Consider the following 14,663-nt stretch of genomic DNA (forward strand, 5'->3'; position numbering starts at 1 on the left):
GCCTGAGGCTGTTGCTAATGAGATGGTCGCTGTCAGCCATCGCACCCGGCCGTGAGGATCAGCGGTTCATGCCGCCGTCGGCGGGGCCCACGCACCGTCAGTCAGACCCTAGGCTGACGCCATGTCGGCGGAGCGTGACGTGATCGATCTGGACGAGTACAACGATCAGCCAGCCGAGGCAGGCGGCGCCAGCCCCGACCGCCTGATGGCCAGACAGAAGATGGTCCTGCGGCTCGTCGCTGCGTTCGTAGTCGGTGTTGTGCTTGGCGGCGTCGTTGTCAGCGAGCTGCGCGACTCGCGCCAGCAGCGGGAGCGGAGGTCTTCGATCTCACTCGTGGCCTTCCCTGCATCAGTCGGCAGTGGAGGCTCGGACGGTAAGGGCGTCCTCCAAGTAAACGGGCAATTGGTGGTGATCAACGCTGGCCCGGCGCCGATCACGGTTCGTGCGGCCACGGCACAGAGGCATGGTGTCCTGATCCGTGATACCGGTCAGTCCGCGCCAATACGCCCCGGCGGTACCGCCTGGATCGACGTCAAAGCTCGAATTGAGTGCTCGGTCGAGATCGGGGATGAGCCGTTGTCGATGCAGTTTTCGGTCGAGACCGAGGGCAAACAGGTCATCAGAGAGGTTACTTACCCTGTCGCCATAGTAGGAACCGTCTGGGACGGTGCGCCCGATCATCTATGCGAGCAGCGGCGATGAGGCGGGGCGGCTGGCGCTGAAGCGGATCTCCTCGTCGGGCAGTGTCAGATCGTCTGGGCGAGTTCGGTAAACGCCGCGGCGAGCCATGTAGCCAGCGGGGCGTCGATGGCGAGCTCGTAGTGGCCGTGTCGGAGGTTCTGCATGAATGCGTGCCCGGCGATGATCACCTGCGCTGTCTCGTCCGTTCGTAGTCCGCGCATCGGTCTCAAGCGGTGTTTCCGCTGGCTGTGATCAGCCTCGATCGGATTGTTGGCGTACCGCTCGACGTGGTGCCACGCCTGCGGGATCAGCTCGCCCAGTCACACCGGGGTAGACCGGCGCGGCGTCGGTGACCACCTCCCCGGGTGTCACCTTCAACGTCGACAGCGCCGGCGGAAGAACCGCCGGGCCGCGTCGGCGTCGCGACGTGCCGAGACCAGCACCTCGATGACCTGTCCGTACTGGTCGACCGCCCGGTACACGTAGCGCCATACCCCGTTGACCTTGACGTAGGTCTCGTCGACGAACCAGCGGTCAGCTGGCGAGTGGCGGCAGAACCGGGCGGCGTCGGCCAGGAGCGGCGTGAACCGCTGCACCCACCGGTAGACGGTAACGTGATCGGCCTCGACGCCACGTTCGACCAGCAGTTCCTCAACGTCGCGATACGAGAGGTTGAAGTACCAGCGGACCGCGCCCACGATCACCTCCGCAGGGAAACGGAACCCGACGAACGCCGACTTCGGAGGCAGCCACGGGCCGGGACGGGTCGTGACTTCACCGCTCAAGCCTGCCTCGATCTTGCCAACGCTCAATGCAACGGTGCCGACCCAAGGGGCCGCGCCGGCGGCCGAGGCAGCGACACCACCTTGATCGATGCCCGCGCATCGCCTGACAGCGCGCACCTCGCGGCCATGAGAGTACGGGCCGAGTGGCCGTTCTGGCACCATCGGGACCGTGACGGACGCCAGCGCATCACCTCCGCCCGGTTACCGGCAGCCGGCCATTGCTTGGTTGGTCGAGTACACGGACGAGCGTGAGCCCGGATCGCGCTTCCAGGCGGGGGCCTTCACGACCGAGACGGAGGCACAGAAGCTGCTGGACCAGTTGGGTGGATCTCGGTTCTACGGAGAGATGTGGATCAACATGGTCCCTGTACATCAAACCGTCCAGGACTGGGAGTGGGATCGCTGAGTGCTGAGCGGCCGTACTCACGCCGACCCGGACGTCCTCTATTCGGAGTCGGACATTGCTGGCCATGAACGAACGCCCGACCAGCGGCTAATGAGTGCGGGCGCCGCCGACCTCGGATGATCCCGAACCGGCGTGGGCCCAGCTAACGGCGGTTGATCTTCGCAAACAACTGGGGACGGTCAAACCAGCCAGCATCGAGTCCCAGGCCGGTCAACGACTCCACGGTCGCCATGGCGGTCTCCCAGTCGGGGAACGGACCCCGCTCACGATCGCGGAGGTCACGCAACGCGTCAAGGTGGTCGGTCAAGGCGTCCGGATCGGCACCCCATCGGTCCTGCGGGCACAGCACGTCCAGCTCGGGGACCAACACACCGTCGACGGCGTAGTAAAGCCTGTTGAAGTTGTTAATCAGCCAGAACACCTCATGAACGGTGGCGTCCTGGCTGAGCCGCCGCAGCGCGTCCTCCTCATCGCTGTCGACGCTGTACCCCACGATGATGACCGCGTCGCCGCGCTGTTCGAGGAAGACCGCGTCGTCGTCGTATCTGACATCAACCGGCCGGCACGTCGTCATTGTGTCCAGGTCACCGCGCAACCGGCGTAGCACTTCCTCCACTGTCAACCGCGCCCGGTGAGGGCGGACCACCGTCCAACACATGGACTCCTCGAAATCCGCCGAAGCTTCCCTGAGCTGCTCGAACATTCGCACGTAGTGCTCAATTCGCTCCTGTGTCGGGCCCGCCACGACGCCTCCTCTGCAGTCAACGGTCGCCCGACCGTACCGCCGACAGTGGCTGGCGCGGCACAACGCCCACGACCTACAGGCGCCGTTCACAGCCGATCACAGCGGCTGCCCGCCTGGGTTGGGATGCGGCAACGCGCCGACGCTGGTAGCTCGGTGGCGTAGGCCCATCGGCGGTGGTGTATTCGGTGATCTCGGTCAGCCACAGCCGGTTCGCCGCCCCGGCGGTGAGCACCTTCTTGACGGTGAGCGGGTAGCAGGCCTGCCCGGTCGTTGCGACCAGGCCGACCAGGCTGCCCGGCGTCCAGCGCGATGCGCCGGTCCCTGGCCGGGCCGGTCAGCCAGGCCGGCGGGTCGGTGGCCAGGTCCACGCCGCCGACCGCCCGCGCTTCTCCATGCCGGTCAGCATTTCCGGCTCGGCGAGCCGGGCAACAGGGCGTTGATCTCCGCCGCATCGGCGCGCTCGTCCGACATGTCGGTCTGGTGGCTGCTTCGGCCGCCGCATGCCTCATTGGTGGTGATCCCGGTCACCTCCGCCGTCCGGCCATTGGCGGTCGCGCATGCCGGGCGGCAGGGTCGGGGGTCGGCGTCGTCGCGCCAGCTCAGTCGTCCCAGCAGGTCAGGAGCGTTCGTTGCCCGCCCACCGGCGTCCCCGCCCACCCCGTTCGGCTGCGCTGCCCGTCGCGACCGGAGCCCTCGCCGCCCTGCTGGTCGGCGGAGCGGGTCTCGGCTTCGCGCTGATCGGAGACGCCGAGGCTGATTCCGGCGGCGCCGTGCAGGCGCGGGCCGCCGGCGCGCCGGACCTCCGGCCGGCACCGGCCACCCCCACGCCGGATCTCCCGGCGACGCCCAGTGTGGACGTCGCCTCCGGTCCGTCTCCCACCGACGTCGCCCCACCGACCGTTCCGGTGGCCCAGACCGAATCGCTGCGCCAGCCGACCGCCGACCCGGCGACTCCGCGCTCGGCGACCGGCGCCCCGAAGCCGACGGCCACGAGCCCGGCCACCAGGCCACCGATTACGAAGCCGACGGTGCGTCCGACGCCCGGATCGACCGGCGCCCCCTCGTTGCCGCCGACCACCGCCACTCCCAGCCCGTCCGGCAGCCCCACCCCGGCCCCGTCCACACCTGGTCCGACCCCGTCGGGCGGCACCCCGGGGCCGAGCAGCCCGGCGCCCAGCGGCTCCGCATCCACCGACCCGTCGTCACCACCGGCAAGCCCCACAGGTACGACGACGCCGGTCACCTCCTGACGGTCGCCGCCGTCGGAGCAGGCCGGAGCCCATGCGCTTGCGAGGTAGTCCGGCCGGCGCGGCGTCCGGATGGCATTACCAACGTCCGGCGACCGCCGCGGCCTGGTCGCGTGCGGTCAAGGCCAGTGCCAGCGGTGATCGCAGGCATCGCTGAAGTGAGAGTTGATCACCAGGTGGTCGCGTCTACCGTGAGCCACACTGCCGCAGGGTCGCTTGCCCGGGGACCTTCCGGAAGCCAGGCGCCCGGTCGCGGCGCGGGTGAGGTCGAGGCCGACAGCAGGGCGACCCGGCGGCTGGCGAACGATTCCGTGCCTGCGGAGGATAAGCGCCACATCCTGGACCTGTTGCGGTACCTCGCCCGCCGCGTATGGCGAGCGGACTGACCGCCGCAGGCGGTGCCGCCGGTCGGGGCGGGTGGCGGGGCGGATCGGGCAGCCGGCACGATGGTTGCCGTGACCGCCGCCGCCCGTGTGCCGCTTGCCACGCTGGACGCGGTGCTGGAGCGGCTGACGTATGTCAACGAGGAGACGGGCTACACCGTCGCCCGGGTGGCTACCGACCGCAGCGCGGACCTGTTGACCGTGGTGGGGTCGTTGTTGGGGGCGCAGCCTGGGGAGAGCCTGCGGTTGTCGGGGCGGTGGTCGTCGCATCCGAAATACGGCCGGCAGTTCGAGGTCGACTCCTACACCACAGTCCTGCCGGCCACGATCCAGGGCATCCAGCGCTACCTCGGCTCCGGCCTCGTGAAGGGCATCGGGCCGGTCTTCGCCGAGCGGATCGTGGCGCATTTCGGCCTGGACACCCTGCGGGTCATCGAGGAGGAGCCCGCCCGGCTGGTGGAGGTGCCCGGGCTGGGGCCGAAGCGCACGGCGAAGATCACCGCGGCGTGGGAGGAGCAGAAGGCCATCAAAGAGGTGATGGTCTTCCTGCAAGGTGTCGGGGTGTCGACGTCCCTAGCAGTGCGGATCTTCAAGCAGTACGGCGACGCGTCCATCGGCGTGGTCACGAAGGAGCCGTACCGGTTGGCGGCGGACGTGTGGGGCATCGGGTTCAAGACCGCCGACACCATCGCCCAGGCCGTCGGGATCCCCCACGACAGCCCCCAGCGGGTCATGGCCGGCCTGCAGTACACCCTGTCCGAGGCCACCGACAGCGGCCACTGCTACCTGCCTGGCGCGCAGCTCGTCGCCGACGCCACGAAGATCCTCGACGTGCCCGGCGACCTCGTCACCCGCTGCCTCGACGACCTCGCCGCCGACGAGGGCGTCGTCCGCGAGACGCTGCCCGGCCCGGACGGTGAGCCGGTGCAGGCGGTGTACCTGGTGCCGTTCCACCGCGCCGAGCAGTCCCTCGCCGGCTCCCTGCTGCGCCTGCTCAACGACCGGGCCGACCGGCTACCCCACTTCGCCGGCGTCGACTGGGGCAAGGCCCTCGCGTGGTTGAAGGCGCGCACCGGCGCCGACCTGGCCCCCGAGCAGGAACAGGCCGTCCGCCTGGCTCTGACATCGAAGGTGGCGGTGCTGACGGGCGGGCCGGGCTGCGGCAAGAGCTTCACCGTCCGCTCGATCGTCGAACTCGCCGCCGCCAAGAGAGCCAAGGTCACCCTCGTCGCCCCGACCGGCCGCGCCGCCAAACGCCTGTCCGAGCTCACCGGCCACCCCGCGGCCACCGTGCACCGGCTGCTGCAACTACGCCCCGGCGGGGACGCCTCCTACGACCGGGACAACCCCCTCGACGTGGACCTGCTCGTCGTTGACGAGGCCTCCATGCTCGACCTGATCCTGGCCAACAAGCTCGTCAAAGCCGTCCCACCCGGCGCGCACCTGCTGCTGGTCGGCGACGTCGACCAACTCCCCTCCGTCGGCGCCGGAGAGGTCCTCCGCGACCTGCTCGCCGCCCCCGCCATCCCCCGGGTGCGGTTGACGCAGATCTTCCGCCAAGCCGCCCAGTCCGGCGTCGTCACCAACGCCCACCGCATCAACGCCGGCCGTTCACCCCTCCTGGAAGGCCTGCCGGACTTCTTCCTGTTCGCCTGTGATGACACCGACGCCACCGCCACCCTGACCGTCGACGTCGCCTGCACCCGCATCCCCGCGAAGTTCGGCCTCGACCCGCGTCGGGACGTTCAGGTCCTCACCCCCATGCACCGCGGCCCCGCCGGCGCCGGCGCACTCAACACCCTGCTCCAGCAGCGCCTCACCCCGCACCGCGAGGGCCAGCCGGAGCGGCGAATGGGCGGGCGGGTGTTCCGCATCGGCGACAAGATCACCCAGATCCGCAACAACTACGACAAGGGCCAAGCTGGTGTCTTCAACGGCACTCTCGGCATCGTCACCGCCCTCTCACCAGACGAACAAACCCTGACCGTGCGCACCGACGAGGACGAAAGCATCGACTACGACTTCGACGAACTCGACGAACTCGTCCACGCCTACGCCATGACCATCCACCGCTCACAGGGCTCCGAATACCCCGCCGTCGTCATCCCCCTGACCACCAGCGCGTGGATGATGCTGCAACGCAACCTGCTCTACACCGCCGTCACCCGCGCCAAACAGCTCGTCGTCCTCGTCGGCTCCCGTCGCGCCCTCTCCGCCGCCGTGCGCACCGTCGGCGCTGGCCGCCGCCACACCGCCCTTGACCACCGACTTAGCTGACACACGCCAGTCGAACACTTGTACGACGCCGTGGTGGAAGACGTGGCGGCAAGATGGTGGAACGGGATCTGGGGGCGCCTGGGCCGCCGCGACGTGTGGCTGACCCGCCAGGTCCGATGGAAGGTCGTCGCCCGCGCCGGGGACGCCGAGACGGGCCGGGTGCTGCGGTGGGAGTTCGACACCGAGCCCGAAGCCCTCGCGATCGTCCAGCGTCTCCTCGCCGCCGACGCCGGCGGCAGTTGGCGCAAGCAAGCCGGCGACGCCACCTCGTCCCCGCCCCAGTGACGGCTCAAGGCCCGGCCGGCGGTTGCGCCCGATAGGGCGGCGCCGCCGGCCGGAACCGCGCGGTCAGGAGCTGCAGGTGTTGAGCATCGTCTGCAGCGCGGACTTCTCCGACGACTGCAGGGTCAGGCCCCAGCTGTACTTCACGGTGATCCACATCTTGCTGTAGGTGCACCGGTACGACGACAGCGACGGCTGCCAGGTGGACGGGTCCTGGTCGCCCTTGGACTGGTTGACGTTGTCGGTGACGGCGATCAGCTGGGGCCGGGTGAGGTCGTTGGCGAAGCTCTGCCGCCGGCTGGTGGTCCAGGAGTTGGCGCCGGAGCGCCACGCCTCGGCCAGGGGCACGACGTGGTCGATGTCGACGTCCGAGGCCGCGTACCAGGTGGCGCCGTCGTAGGGGCTGTACCAGCGGCCGGAGGTGGCAGCGCAGGAGCTGTCGACCACGACGGAGGTGCCATCGCGCTTGAGGACCTGCTCGCGGGTGTTGCAGGTGCCGCTGATGGTGATCCAGTGCGGGAACAGGTCGCGGGAGTAGCCGCTGGTCGAGCCCTGCGCCGCCACCGTCAGGGCGTTGAGCTGTGACTGTGCCGTCGCCTTGGAGGGGATTCCCGGAGGCGTGGCCATCGCTGGTTGCGCGTTCACGGCCACCAGGCACGCGCCGGCGAGCGCGGCGACGGCCGTCGCGGCGACACGTCGCCGCAGTGAGGATCGGGTGGACATCTGGGTGTCTCGCATGTAGGCCTCCTGGGCAACCCGTGGTGGACAGCGACCATCTCCAACGATCATGTCCATCGAAGGTCTTCCTTGTGAAGGGGTGAAGGCACTTCCGCGAAGACTGATTTCCACACCCGGTCCCCCGCACGGCGCCGTCAGCATTCGCGGCCCTCCTGTAGCTGGCCTGCTCGTGGCTGTCGACATGGCGACGTAGCGGCAGTCGAGGATCTCCCGGCGGCCTGCAGTGCGACGTTGAGGCTGGTAGCGGACCTGAGTGCAGGGAGCGACGGTGGCAACGACCTGATCGTCATGACCTGGAACGTGGAAAGCCTGTTCCGGCCCGACGACACCGATCCCTCAGCCGCGGAAACCTACGCCGCGAAGCTCACCTATCTGGCCGGGCTCATCTCCGGCACCGGCGCCAACGTCGTCGCCCTGCAAGAGATCGGCTCAGGGGCGGCCGCTGACGATCTCCGGGCGGCCTCGGCGATCCCTGGCAGGCGGTCGTGTCCGCCCACTCGGACGGTCGTGGGATCCGTGTTGCTGTCCTCGCCCGGCACGCCCTCACCGAGGAGGCGCAGATCATCGCGCTGCCGCAGGCCGGCCTGCCGGCGGTCTCCTGATGTCGACGGCGGGACGCTCACGCACCTGGGCCGCGGAGCGGTTCAGGTGCACGTCGACTGCGGTGGCCCTGGCCTGCGGCTGCTGACCGCTCACCTCAAGAGCAAACTGCTCACCTACCCGGGCGGACGACGCTATCCGCGCAACGAGGACGAGCGCGCCCGCGGCGCCGGCTACGCCCTGCTGCGCCGTACCGCCGAAGCCGTCGCCCTGCGCGTACACCTCAATGACGTCCTCGCCGAATCCTCGGTGAACGGACAGCCCGGCATGCCGACGATCCTGTGCGGGGACCTCAACGACGGACCCGACGCCGTCACCACCGTGCTGCTTGAAGGACCCGCCGACGGGGACGTTCACCGCCCTGACAAAGGCGACGCGGTCCCAACCTTGGGCGCCGCCTGCCCCCAGCCCGCGCCTACTCCCGCATCTACCAGGGACATGGCGAGTTCATCGACCACATCCTCGCCACCCGCGACCTGCAGCTGCGCCTGGTCGGCATCGACTCCCTCGTCGACGACATCACCTCCATCGGCGTGTCCACCCGAAGCCGCGAGGCTGCCATCGTGCCGGACCACGCCCCGGTCGTCGCTCGCTTCAGCGGGCCGTAGAGCGACGGCCGGCGGCCGCCCCCGGGGGGTAGACGGCCGTCCTCAACCTGGGTGACTGAGGTTGTGAAGCCAGAACCTGGGTGACTGAGGTTGTGAAGCCAGCCAGCCAGGGATTGTCGCCGGTTCCGCCCGTCAGCCGCTCGGCGTCCCGAACGGGTCTTCGCCCTCGCCGAGGAGCAGCGGCACGTCGTAGACCGACATGTCGGTCCGGGCCCTGGCGTACCGCACCCGGTGGCGCCACCGCTGGTGCTCGAACGCCACGTCGGCGTCGATTTCCGCCACCACGGTCGGCTCCACCTGTACGTACCGCAGCGGCTCGGGCTGGTCCAGTTGGCCGGACCAGGACGCGGGCAGCGGCTGCGGCCACGGGTGGGCCACGACGCCGCGGCGTGGCAGCCGCGGCGGCGCGAGCAGCGCGGCCAGCTCCACGGCCTGGATGGTGGTCAGGGGGTGGGTGCGGCCGGTGTATCGCAGCCGTCCCCGCCGGTCGAACCGGCCCAGCAGCACGGTCTCCGGGCTGCGGATACTGCCGGTCACCCCACCGACGATGGCGTCCGTGACGATCCGGGTCCGGAACTTCGACCAGCCTCGCCGGCCGGGCTCGTACCGGCCGCCCAGGCGCTTGCTCACCACACCCTCGATGCCCGCCGCGACGGTCCAGTGCAGCAACCAGTCCGACACCTGCCGCATGTCGGCCGTCTGCGGGGTCAGGGTGAGCTGCGCCGGCGCGTCGGCGAGCAGCTGCTCCAACCGGACCCGACGTTGCGACAGCGGCAGGTCCAGGATTACCTGTCCGCCGGCGTCCGCGAGCAGATCGAACAGCACGTAGTGCGCGGGGCACTCGCGTGCCAGGCGCAGCAGGGTGCGGCCGGCGGTGACGCGCCGCTGCAGCTGCGCGAAGTTGGTTCGCCCACGCTCCCAGACGATCAGCTCACCGTCGAGGACCACGCCTGGCGGGATGGCCGTCCGGATCGCGCGGGTGATGTCCGGGAAGTAGGTGGTCAAGTTCCGGCCGGCCCGCGATTGGAGGTACACCCCGTCGGTCTCGCGGAAGGCGATCGCCCGCCACCCGTCCCACTTCGGCTCGTGCACCAGGCCGGGACCCTCGGGCACCGCGTCGACCGGCGCCGCGAGCATCGGCGCGACCGGCCGACGCAGCACCGGTGCCGCCGCCGCGCTTGCCCGCGGACGGGCGGAACTCACCTCCAGCTCCGCCCGCGCCGGCCGTGAACGCGTCTCATCATTCGTCCCCCACGTCATCGTGGGTCCGAAGGAGGCCGTCTCGGGCGGAGATCCGCGACAACGAATCCGCCCGCGGCTCGTGCCACCGGTGGCGCTCGGACCAGCCAGCGAGGGAGGACGCTGATCACGTCGCCGCCCGCGTCGCGTCGGGCCACCTACGCCCCACGCTCAGCCAGCCCCACCAGGGGATCGCCGACCTACGCGGACTGGCGACGGCCGGCTACTCCCCCACCATGACTTCAGCGGCAGGCCGCGAACGGACCCTCTGGCGGTTCTTGCGCTACTCGCTCGTGGGACACGGTCCGCAAGCATGACGACAAAGCGCAGGTCCCAGGGGTGCTAGGCCGTATTTCAGAAGTTGGTGAGGGCGGTTACGAGTCGGTCCGGGCCGACACGACGTTCCATTGGAACGACGCCTTGAAGTCCTCGAAGCAGGGCTGGCAGATCCAGGTGTAGTTGTCGTCGGCGGTGACGTATCCGGCGGTGAAGTCGACGTGGGTGGTCTGTGTGGCCGCGAACTCGGCGTGAAGGCCGGCGGCGGCTTGACGACGCCCGGCTGGCCTGCCACAGTTCTAGAACTGTTATAGAACTGTGGAGGTACGCATGCGGGAAGTTCTCGTGGCCGCCGGCCGTCCGGAGGTGAGCAGCTCGGCCATGCGCGAGCCGACCGACCTCGGGCGCTTCGGCGAGTACGGCGGCCGGTTCGTCCCGGAGTCGCTGATCCCGGGTGCGAGGCGGTCGAGGCGGTGTTCCGCGAGGCGTGGGCCGATCCCCGGTTCCGCGGGCAGCTCGACCGGCTCCTGACCGTCTACGCCGGCCGACCGACCCCGATGACGCCAGCGTGGAACCTCTCCGCCGAACTCGGGATCACGCTGCTGCTCAAGCGCGAGGATCTGGCGCACACCGGCTCCCACAAGATCAACAATGTACTCGGACAGGCCCTGCTCGCGCGTCGGATGGGCAAGACCCGGCTGATCGCCGAGACCGGCGCCGGCCAGCACGGCGTCGCCACCGCGACCGCCGCCGCCCTGCTCGGCATGGAGTGCACCGTCTACATGGGCGCGAAGGACACCGAGCGGCAGGAACTCAACGTGTTCCGGATGAAGATGCTCGGCGCCGAGGTCGTCGCGGTGCACAGCGGCAGCCGTACGCTCAAGGACGCCTGCAACGAGGCCATGCGCCAGTGGGTGGCCCGGGTCGACGACACCTACTACTGCGTGGGGTCGGTGATGGGCCCGCACCCGTACCCGTGGATGGTGCGGGAATTCCAGCGCGTCATCGGCGACGAGGCGCGGACGCAGGCGGCGACCGAGCTGACCGCTGGCGTACCCGATTACGTGGTGGCCTGCGTCGGCGGCGGCTCCAACGCGGCCGGCACGTTCGCCGGCTTCGCCGACACCGGTGCCCGGCTGATCGGCGTCGAGGCGGCCGGCGGGGCCGCGATGACCGACGGGGCGCCGGGGATCGTGCACGGCTACCGCTCGAAGGTGCTGCAGGACGCGAACGGCCAGATCGCCGAGGCGCACTCGATCTCGGCCGGCCTCGACTACCCGGGCATCGGCCCGGAGCACGCCCACCTGGGCGACATCGGGCGCGCCCGCTACGTCACCGTCACCGACGACGAGGTGCTCGACGCCGTCCGACGGCTGGCCCGGGCCGAGGGCATCCTCTGCGCGCTCGAATCGGCGCACGCGGTGGCGTGGGTGATGCGCGCGGCCGGGAGCGACGAACTGCCGCCCGGCGCGACCGTCATGCTGACGCTGTCCGGCCGGGGCGACAAGGACATGGCGACCCTGAGGGAGCGTGCGCAGTGAGCCGCCTGGAAACGACCCTTCGGGCCGCCCGGGACGCCGGGGGCAAGCTGCTCGTCCCGTACGTCACCGGCGGCATCACGGCCGACTGGACCGACCATCTGCTGGCGTACCAGGAGGCGGGGGCGGACGCGATCGAGGTCGGGCTGCCGTTCTCCGACCCGATGCTCGACGGCGTGACCATCCAGCAGGCGTCCGACCGGGCCCTCGAGCAGCGCGTGACGCCGGACCGGATCCTTTCCGACCTGGCCGCCGTCCGGGACCGCGTACGCGTGCCGCTCGTCGCGATGACGTACGCCAACCTGGTCGTACGCCTGGGTTACACCGAGTTCTGCCGGCGGCTCGCCGATGCCGGGGTGTCCGGGCTGATCGTGCCGGACGTGCCGCTGGACGAACTCGGCGGCCTGGACGACGCGGCCGCGGCGGCCGGCGTCGACCTGGTCCTGCTGGTGGCGCCGTCGACGACGCCGGAGCGGCTGGACGACATCTGCGCCCGCAGCCGCGGCTTCATCTACGCGGTCAGCGTCATGGGCACCACCGGCGAGCGCGCCGACCTGGCCGCGACCGCGACCGCGCTGGCCGCGTCGGTCACCGCGCGCACCGACCGGCCGGTGCTGATCGGCTTCGGCGTCTCGACCGCGGCGCACGCGGTCGCGGCGGCGGCGACGGCGGACGGGGTGGTGGTCGCCTCGGCGCTGATGCGTAGGGTGCTGGACGGAGCCACTCCGGAGGAGGTCGCCGTCGACCTCGCCGCGATCCGGGCCGGGCTCGACACCGTGGCGACCGGGACGTCGACCGGTTCCACCGCCGGGCGAGTGGAGCAGCATGGATATGCGGGAGCGGCGCGCGCCTAAGTACATGGCGATCGCCGCCGATCTGGGGCAGCGGATCCGGGCCGGCGAGTACGCCGCCGGGTCCGCCCTGCCGTCGCAGCGCGACCTGAGCACGTCGTACGGCGTCACGCTGGCCACGCTGCGGCAGGCGTTGCGGGTGCTTGAGGACGAGGGGCTGCTCAGCCAGCAGCCGGGGCGGGGCACGTTCGTGGCCGAGCCGCGGGCGGCGTACCGGCTGGACTCGCTGCGCAGCCTGGCCGACGATCTGGTGGCGCAGGGGCAGACGGTCAGCACCGAGATCATCGACCAGAGCCTCGGCGCCGCCCCGGACTGGGTGGTCGAACGGATCGGGGCCGGGGTGGCGCTGCGCCTGGAACGCGTACGACTGCTGGCCGGGCGGCGCGCCGTGCACCAGGTGTCGTGGGTGCCCGACCCGACCGGCGCCCGGATCGCCGAGACCGACTTCAGCGCGGTCTCGCTGTACGCCGCGATCGCCAGCACCGGGCTCGTGGTGCACCGCGCGACCGAGACACTCCGGCCCGGCCTGCTCGACGATCCGGCCGCCGAGCTGCTCCGGCAACCGGCCGGCACGCCGGTGTTCGTCTCCGACCGCACGACGTACGTCCTCGACGACTCCCCCGTCGTCTTCGACCGGGCCACGATCCTCGGCACGGTCATGGAGATCCGGACCGAACGCGTCGCCACCGGGCTGTCGCTGCGGTGGAGCCGGCTGAAGCACTAGCAGGTTCGGCCATGATCAGGGCGTTTTCCACAGGCACGCGAGTTGTCCACAGCCTGGGGACCGGCCGTGGTGCGCCAAGGTCTCGACGGCGAAGCTGAGCTGGTCGGCGAGGCCGCCGCCCGGCTGCTGGCCACGGCCACACGCAGGTGGAGCAGCCCCAGCCGCAGGCCACCGACCACCGGTCCCCGCGTCAAGCAGCGGCGCGGGGACCGGCTGCACGCGTAGCAGCTAACGAGCGGACCCCGGCCTGCATCCGCAACCTTGCCGGCCTGGGCATATAGGGTGCTCGTAGCGCACGCCCCCTGCCCGGAGCCGTCGAATACGTGCGGCTGCGCGGCGGGCCAGGTGACGGGCACATCGTCCCCGGCGGCGGGGAAACCGTCCTGTGGCAGGCCTGCCTGTACGAGATCACGCCCACGGTTGAACACCGGCGTGGACGCGACCGGCGGGTGTACCGACACCGCCCGGACTGCTGGCCATCGGGGTACTGGTCCTGGTTTTACCGGCCTATCGATGGTGTTGGTGGAACGATGGCAGACGTGGGAACTGCGAAAACTGCTATGCCTGCTATCTCGCCGCTTGCTGGCGAGCCGATCAAGCGTGCCGATGCCGAGCGGCTCGCGGGAGTGCTGAAGGCATTCGCCGACCCGGCCCGGCTGCGACTGCTCAGTCTCATCCAGTCCGCTCCGGAGGGCGAGGCGTCCGTGAGTGACCTCACCGCGCCGCTTGGTCTCTCCCAGCCGACCGTGAGTCATCACCTTCGGATCCTCACCGAGGCCGGCCTGCTCGAGCGCGAGAAGCGCGGCGTCTGGGCGTACTACCGCCTGGTGCCGTCCGCGATCGCGGCGATCGCGGACCTGTTGACGCCGCCCCGCAAGCGGGCGACGAAGAAGGCCCGCTGAGCGGCACTGTCGAAGGCCGGCACCGGTGCCGGGCCCCCACCCGTAGGTCGGCAGACCCACGCAGGACGCACCTATCCAGCCCACTTGGAGCGTGGTGTTCAAGAATCCCGCGGTAGCGGCGGCCCGCCCAGCATGGCTCCCCCGACGCCGATGACCCCCGCCGGGCGTGCCTCAGCGCGGTGAGTGGCTACTTCCGCCGTGTCGAAGAGCTTGAGACAGGATGCCGGATCCCACATGAACGACCACACCGTATCCGCACTCTGCGGCAAGTCGACAGCGGCTGTCTCTACCTGAACCGGCCTGGTTGTCACTCTGACCATCCGTAGACGTGTTCGTATGCCGCATGGTCTCGGGCTTCAGAGGAGGTTGCGGAAGGAGCT

At 70.3% G+C, this 14,663-nt stretch carries 14 protein-coding genes and 2 pseudogenes; 10 read left to right on the plus strand and 6 right to left on the minus strand.

What is annotated here, in order from left to right; translation table 11 throughout:
* The first annotated feature begins 121 nt into the window (after nucleotides 1-121).
* On the plus strand, nucleotides 122-703 hold the full coding sequence (locus EV384_RS23145) for a hypothetical protein (protein ID WP_130336491.1): 582 nt from the start codon (nucleotides 122-124) through the stop codon (nucleotides 701-703).
* Between the two features lie 44 nt (nucleotides 704-747).
* Here the strand turns inward: EV384_RS23145 and EV384_RS23150 are convergent.
* Nucleotides 748-1,629 (minus strand): annotated as a pseudogene (locus EV384_RS23150) (IS6 family transposase).
* A gap of 7 nt (nucleotides 1,630-1,636) precedes the next feature.
* Between EV384_RS23150 and EV384_RS23155 the strand changes: the two are divergent.
* Nucleotides 1,637-1,873, plus strand: coding sequence for a hypothetical protein (locus EV384_RS23155; RefSeq protein ID WP_130336493.1), 237 nt, complete (start codon nucleotides 1,637-1,639; stop codon nucleotides 1,871-1,873).
* A gap of 142 nt (nucleotides 1,874-2,015) precedes the next feature.
* On the opposite strand, the gene EV384_RS23160 is transcribed toward EV384_RS23155, so the two are convergent.
* The 3 genes from EV384_RS23160 to EV384_RS23165 all read right to left on the minus strand — a co-directional run bounded on the left by EV384_RS23160 (nucleotide 2,016) and on the right by EV384_RS23165 (nucleotide 3,861).
* Nucleotides 2,016-2,618 carry a DUF6461 domain-containing protein gene (locus EV384_RS23160; protein WP_130336495.1) on the minus strand — a complete coding sequence of 201 codons (603 nt, stop codon included), beginning with the start codon at nucleotides 2,616-2,618 and terminating at the stop codon, nucleotides 2,016-2,018.
* A 399-nt stretch (nucleotides 2,619-3,017) separates the two neighbouring features.
* On the minus strand, nucleotides 3,018-3,146 hold the full coding sequence (locus EV384_RS36845) for a hypothetical protein (RefSeq protein ID WP_278045635.1): 129 nt from the start codon (nucleotides 3,144-3,146) through the stop codon (nucleotides 3,018-3,020).
* 88 nt (nucleotides 3,147-3,234) lie between these two features.
* The gene (locus EV384_RS23165) at nucleotides 3,235-3,861 is read right to left on the minus strand and encodes a hypothetical protein (RefSeq protein WP_130336497.1); all 627 of its coding nucleotides are present in this window, start codon (nucleotides 3,859-3,861) and stop codon (nucleotides 3,235-3,237) included.
* Between the two features lie 450 nt (nucleotides 3,862-4,311).
* Between EV384_RS23165 and recD2 the strand changes: the two genes are divergently transcribed.
* Nucleotides 4,312-6,525 (plus strand): SF1B family DNA helicase RecD2, encoded by a 2,214-nt coding sequence (gene recD2 / locus EV384_RS23175; protein WP_130336501.1) that lies wholly within the window; start codon nucleotides 4,312-4,314, stop codon nucleotides 6,523-6,525.
* A gap of 42 nt (nucleotides 6,526-6,567) precedes the next feature.
* Nucleotides 6,568-6,810: a hypothetical protein gene (locus EV384_RS23180; protein ID WP_242624220.1), complete on the plus strand. Its 243-nt coding sequence runs from the start codon at nucleotides 6,568-6,570 to the stop codon at nucleotides 6,808-6,810.
* Between the two features lie 63 nt (nucleotides 6,811-6,873).
* Here the strand turns inward: EV384_RS23180 and EV384_RS23185 are convergent, their stop codons facing one another.
* Nucleotides 6,874-7,545 (minus strand): HNH endonuclease family protein, encoded by a 672-nt coding sequence (locus tag EV384_RS23185; protein ID WP_130336505.1) that lies wholly within the window; start codon nucleotides 7,543-7,545, stop codon nucleotides 6,874-6,876.
* Between the two features lie 288 nt (nucleotides 7,546-7,833).
* Between EV384_RS23185 and EV384_RS37360 the strand changes: the two genes are divergently transcribed.
* A complete protein-coding gene (locus tag EV384_RS37360; protein WP_165440036.1) occupies nucleotides 7,834-8,808 on the plus strand; it encodes an endonuclease/exonuclease/phosphatase family protein in 975 nt (324 codons plus the stop codon).
* Nucleotides 8,809-8,885: 77 nt separating this feature from the next.
* Here the strand turns inward: EV384_RS37360 and EV384_RS23195 are convergent, their stop codons facing one another.
* Nucleotides 8,886-9,956, minus strand: coding sequence for an ATP-dependent DNA ligase (locus tag EV384_RS23195; RefSeq protein ID WP_242624221.1), 1,071 nt, complete (start codon nucleotides 9,954-9,956; stop codon nucleotides 8,886-8,888).
* Between the two features lie 693 nt (nucleotides 9,957-10,649).
* Here EV384_RS23195 and trpB point away from each other — a divergent pair.
* The 5 genes and pseudogenes from trpB (at nucleotide 10,650) to EV384_RS23215 (ending at nucleotide 14,283) form a co-directional block, all read left to right on the plus strand.
* A pseudogene (trpB, locus tag EV384_RS23200) lies at nucleotides 10,650-11,809 on the plus strand (tryptophan synthase subunit beta).
* On the plus strand, nucleotides 11,806-12,660 hold the full coding sequence (gene trpA / locus EV384_RS23205) for a tryptophan synthase subunit alpha (RefSeq protein ID WP_130336507.1): 855 nt from the start codon (nucleotides 11,806-11,808) through the stop codon (nucleotides 12,658-12,660). The pseudogene trpB and the gene trpA overlap by 4 nt, the downstream one beginning before the upstream one ends.
* Nucleotides 12,661-12,664: 4 nt before the next feature.
* Nucleotides 12,665-13,381, plus strand: coding sequence for a GntR family transcriptional regulator (locus tag EV384_RS23210; RefSeq protein ID WP_242624222.1), 717 nt, complete (start codon nucleotides 12,665-12,667; stop codon nucleotides 13,379-13,381).
* 66 nt (nucleotides 13,382-13,447) lie between these two features.
* Nucleotides 13,448-13,606 carry a hypothetical protein gene (locus tag EV384_RS35005; protein ID WP_165440037.1) on the plus strand — a complete coding sequence of 53 codons (159 nt, stop codon included), beginning with the start codon at nucleotides 13,448-13,450 and terminating at the stop codon, nucleotides 13,604-13,606.
* 305 nt (nucleotides 13,607-13,911) lie between these two features.
* Complete coding sequence (locus EV384_RS23215; RefSeq protein WP_130336508.1) at nucleotides 13,912-14,283, plus strand: ArsR/SmtB family transcription factor; 372 nt, start codon at nucleotides 13,912-13,914, stop codon at nucleotides 14,281-14,283.
* Nucleotides 14,284-14,663: the final 380 nt, after the last annotated feature.

The organism is Micromonospora kangleipakensis (assembly GCF_004217615.1).
Lineage (GTDB): Bacteria > Actinomycetota > Actinomycetes > Mycobacteriales > Micromonosporaceae > Micromonospora > Micromonospora kangleipakensis.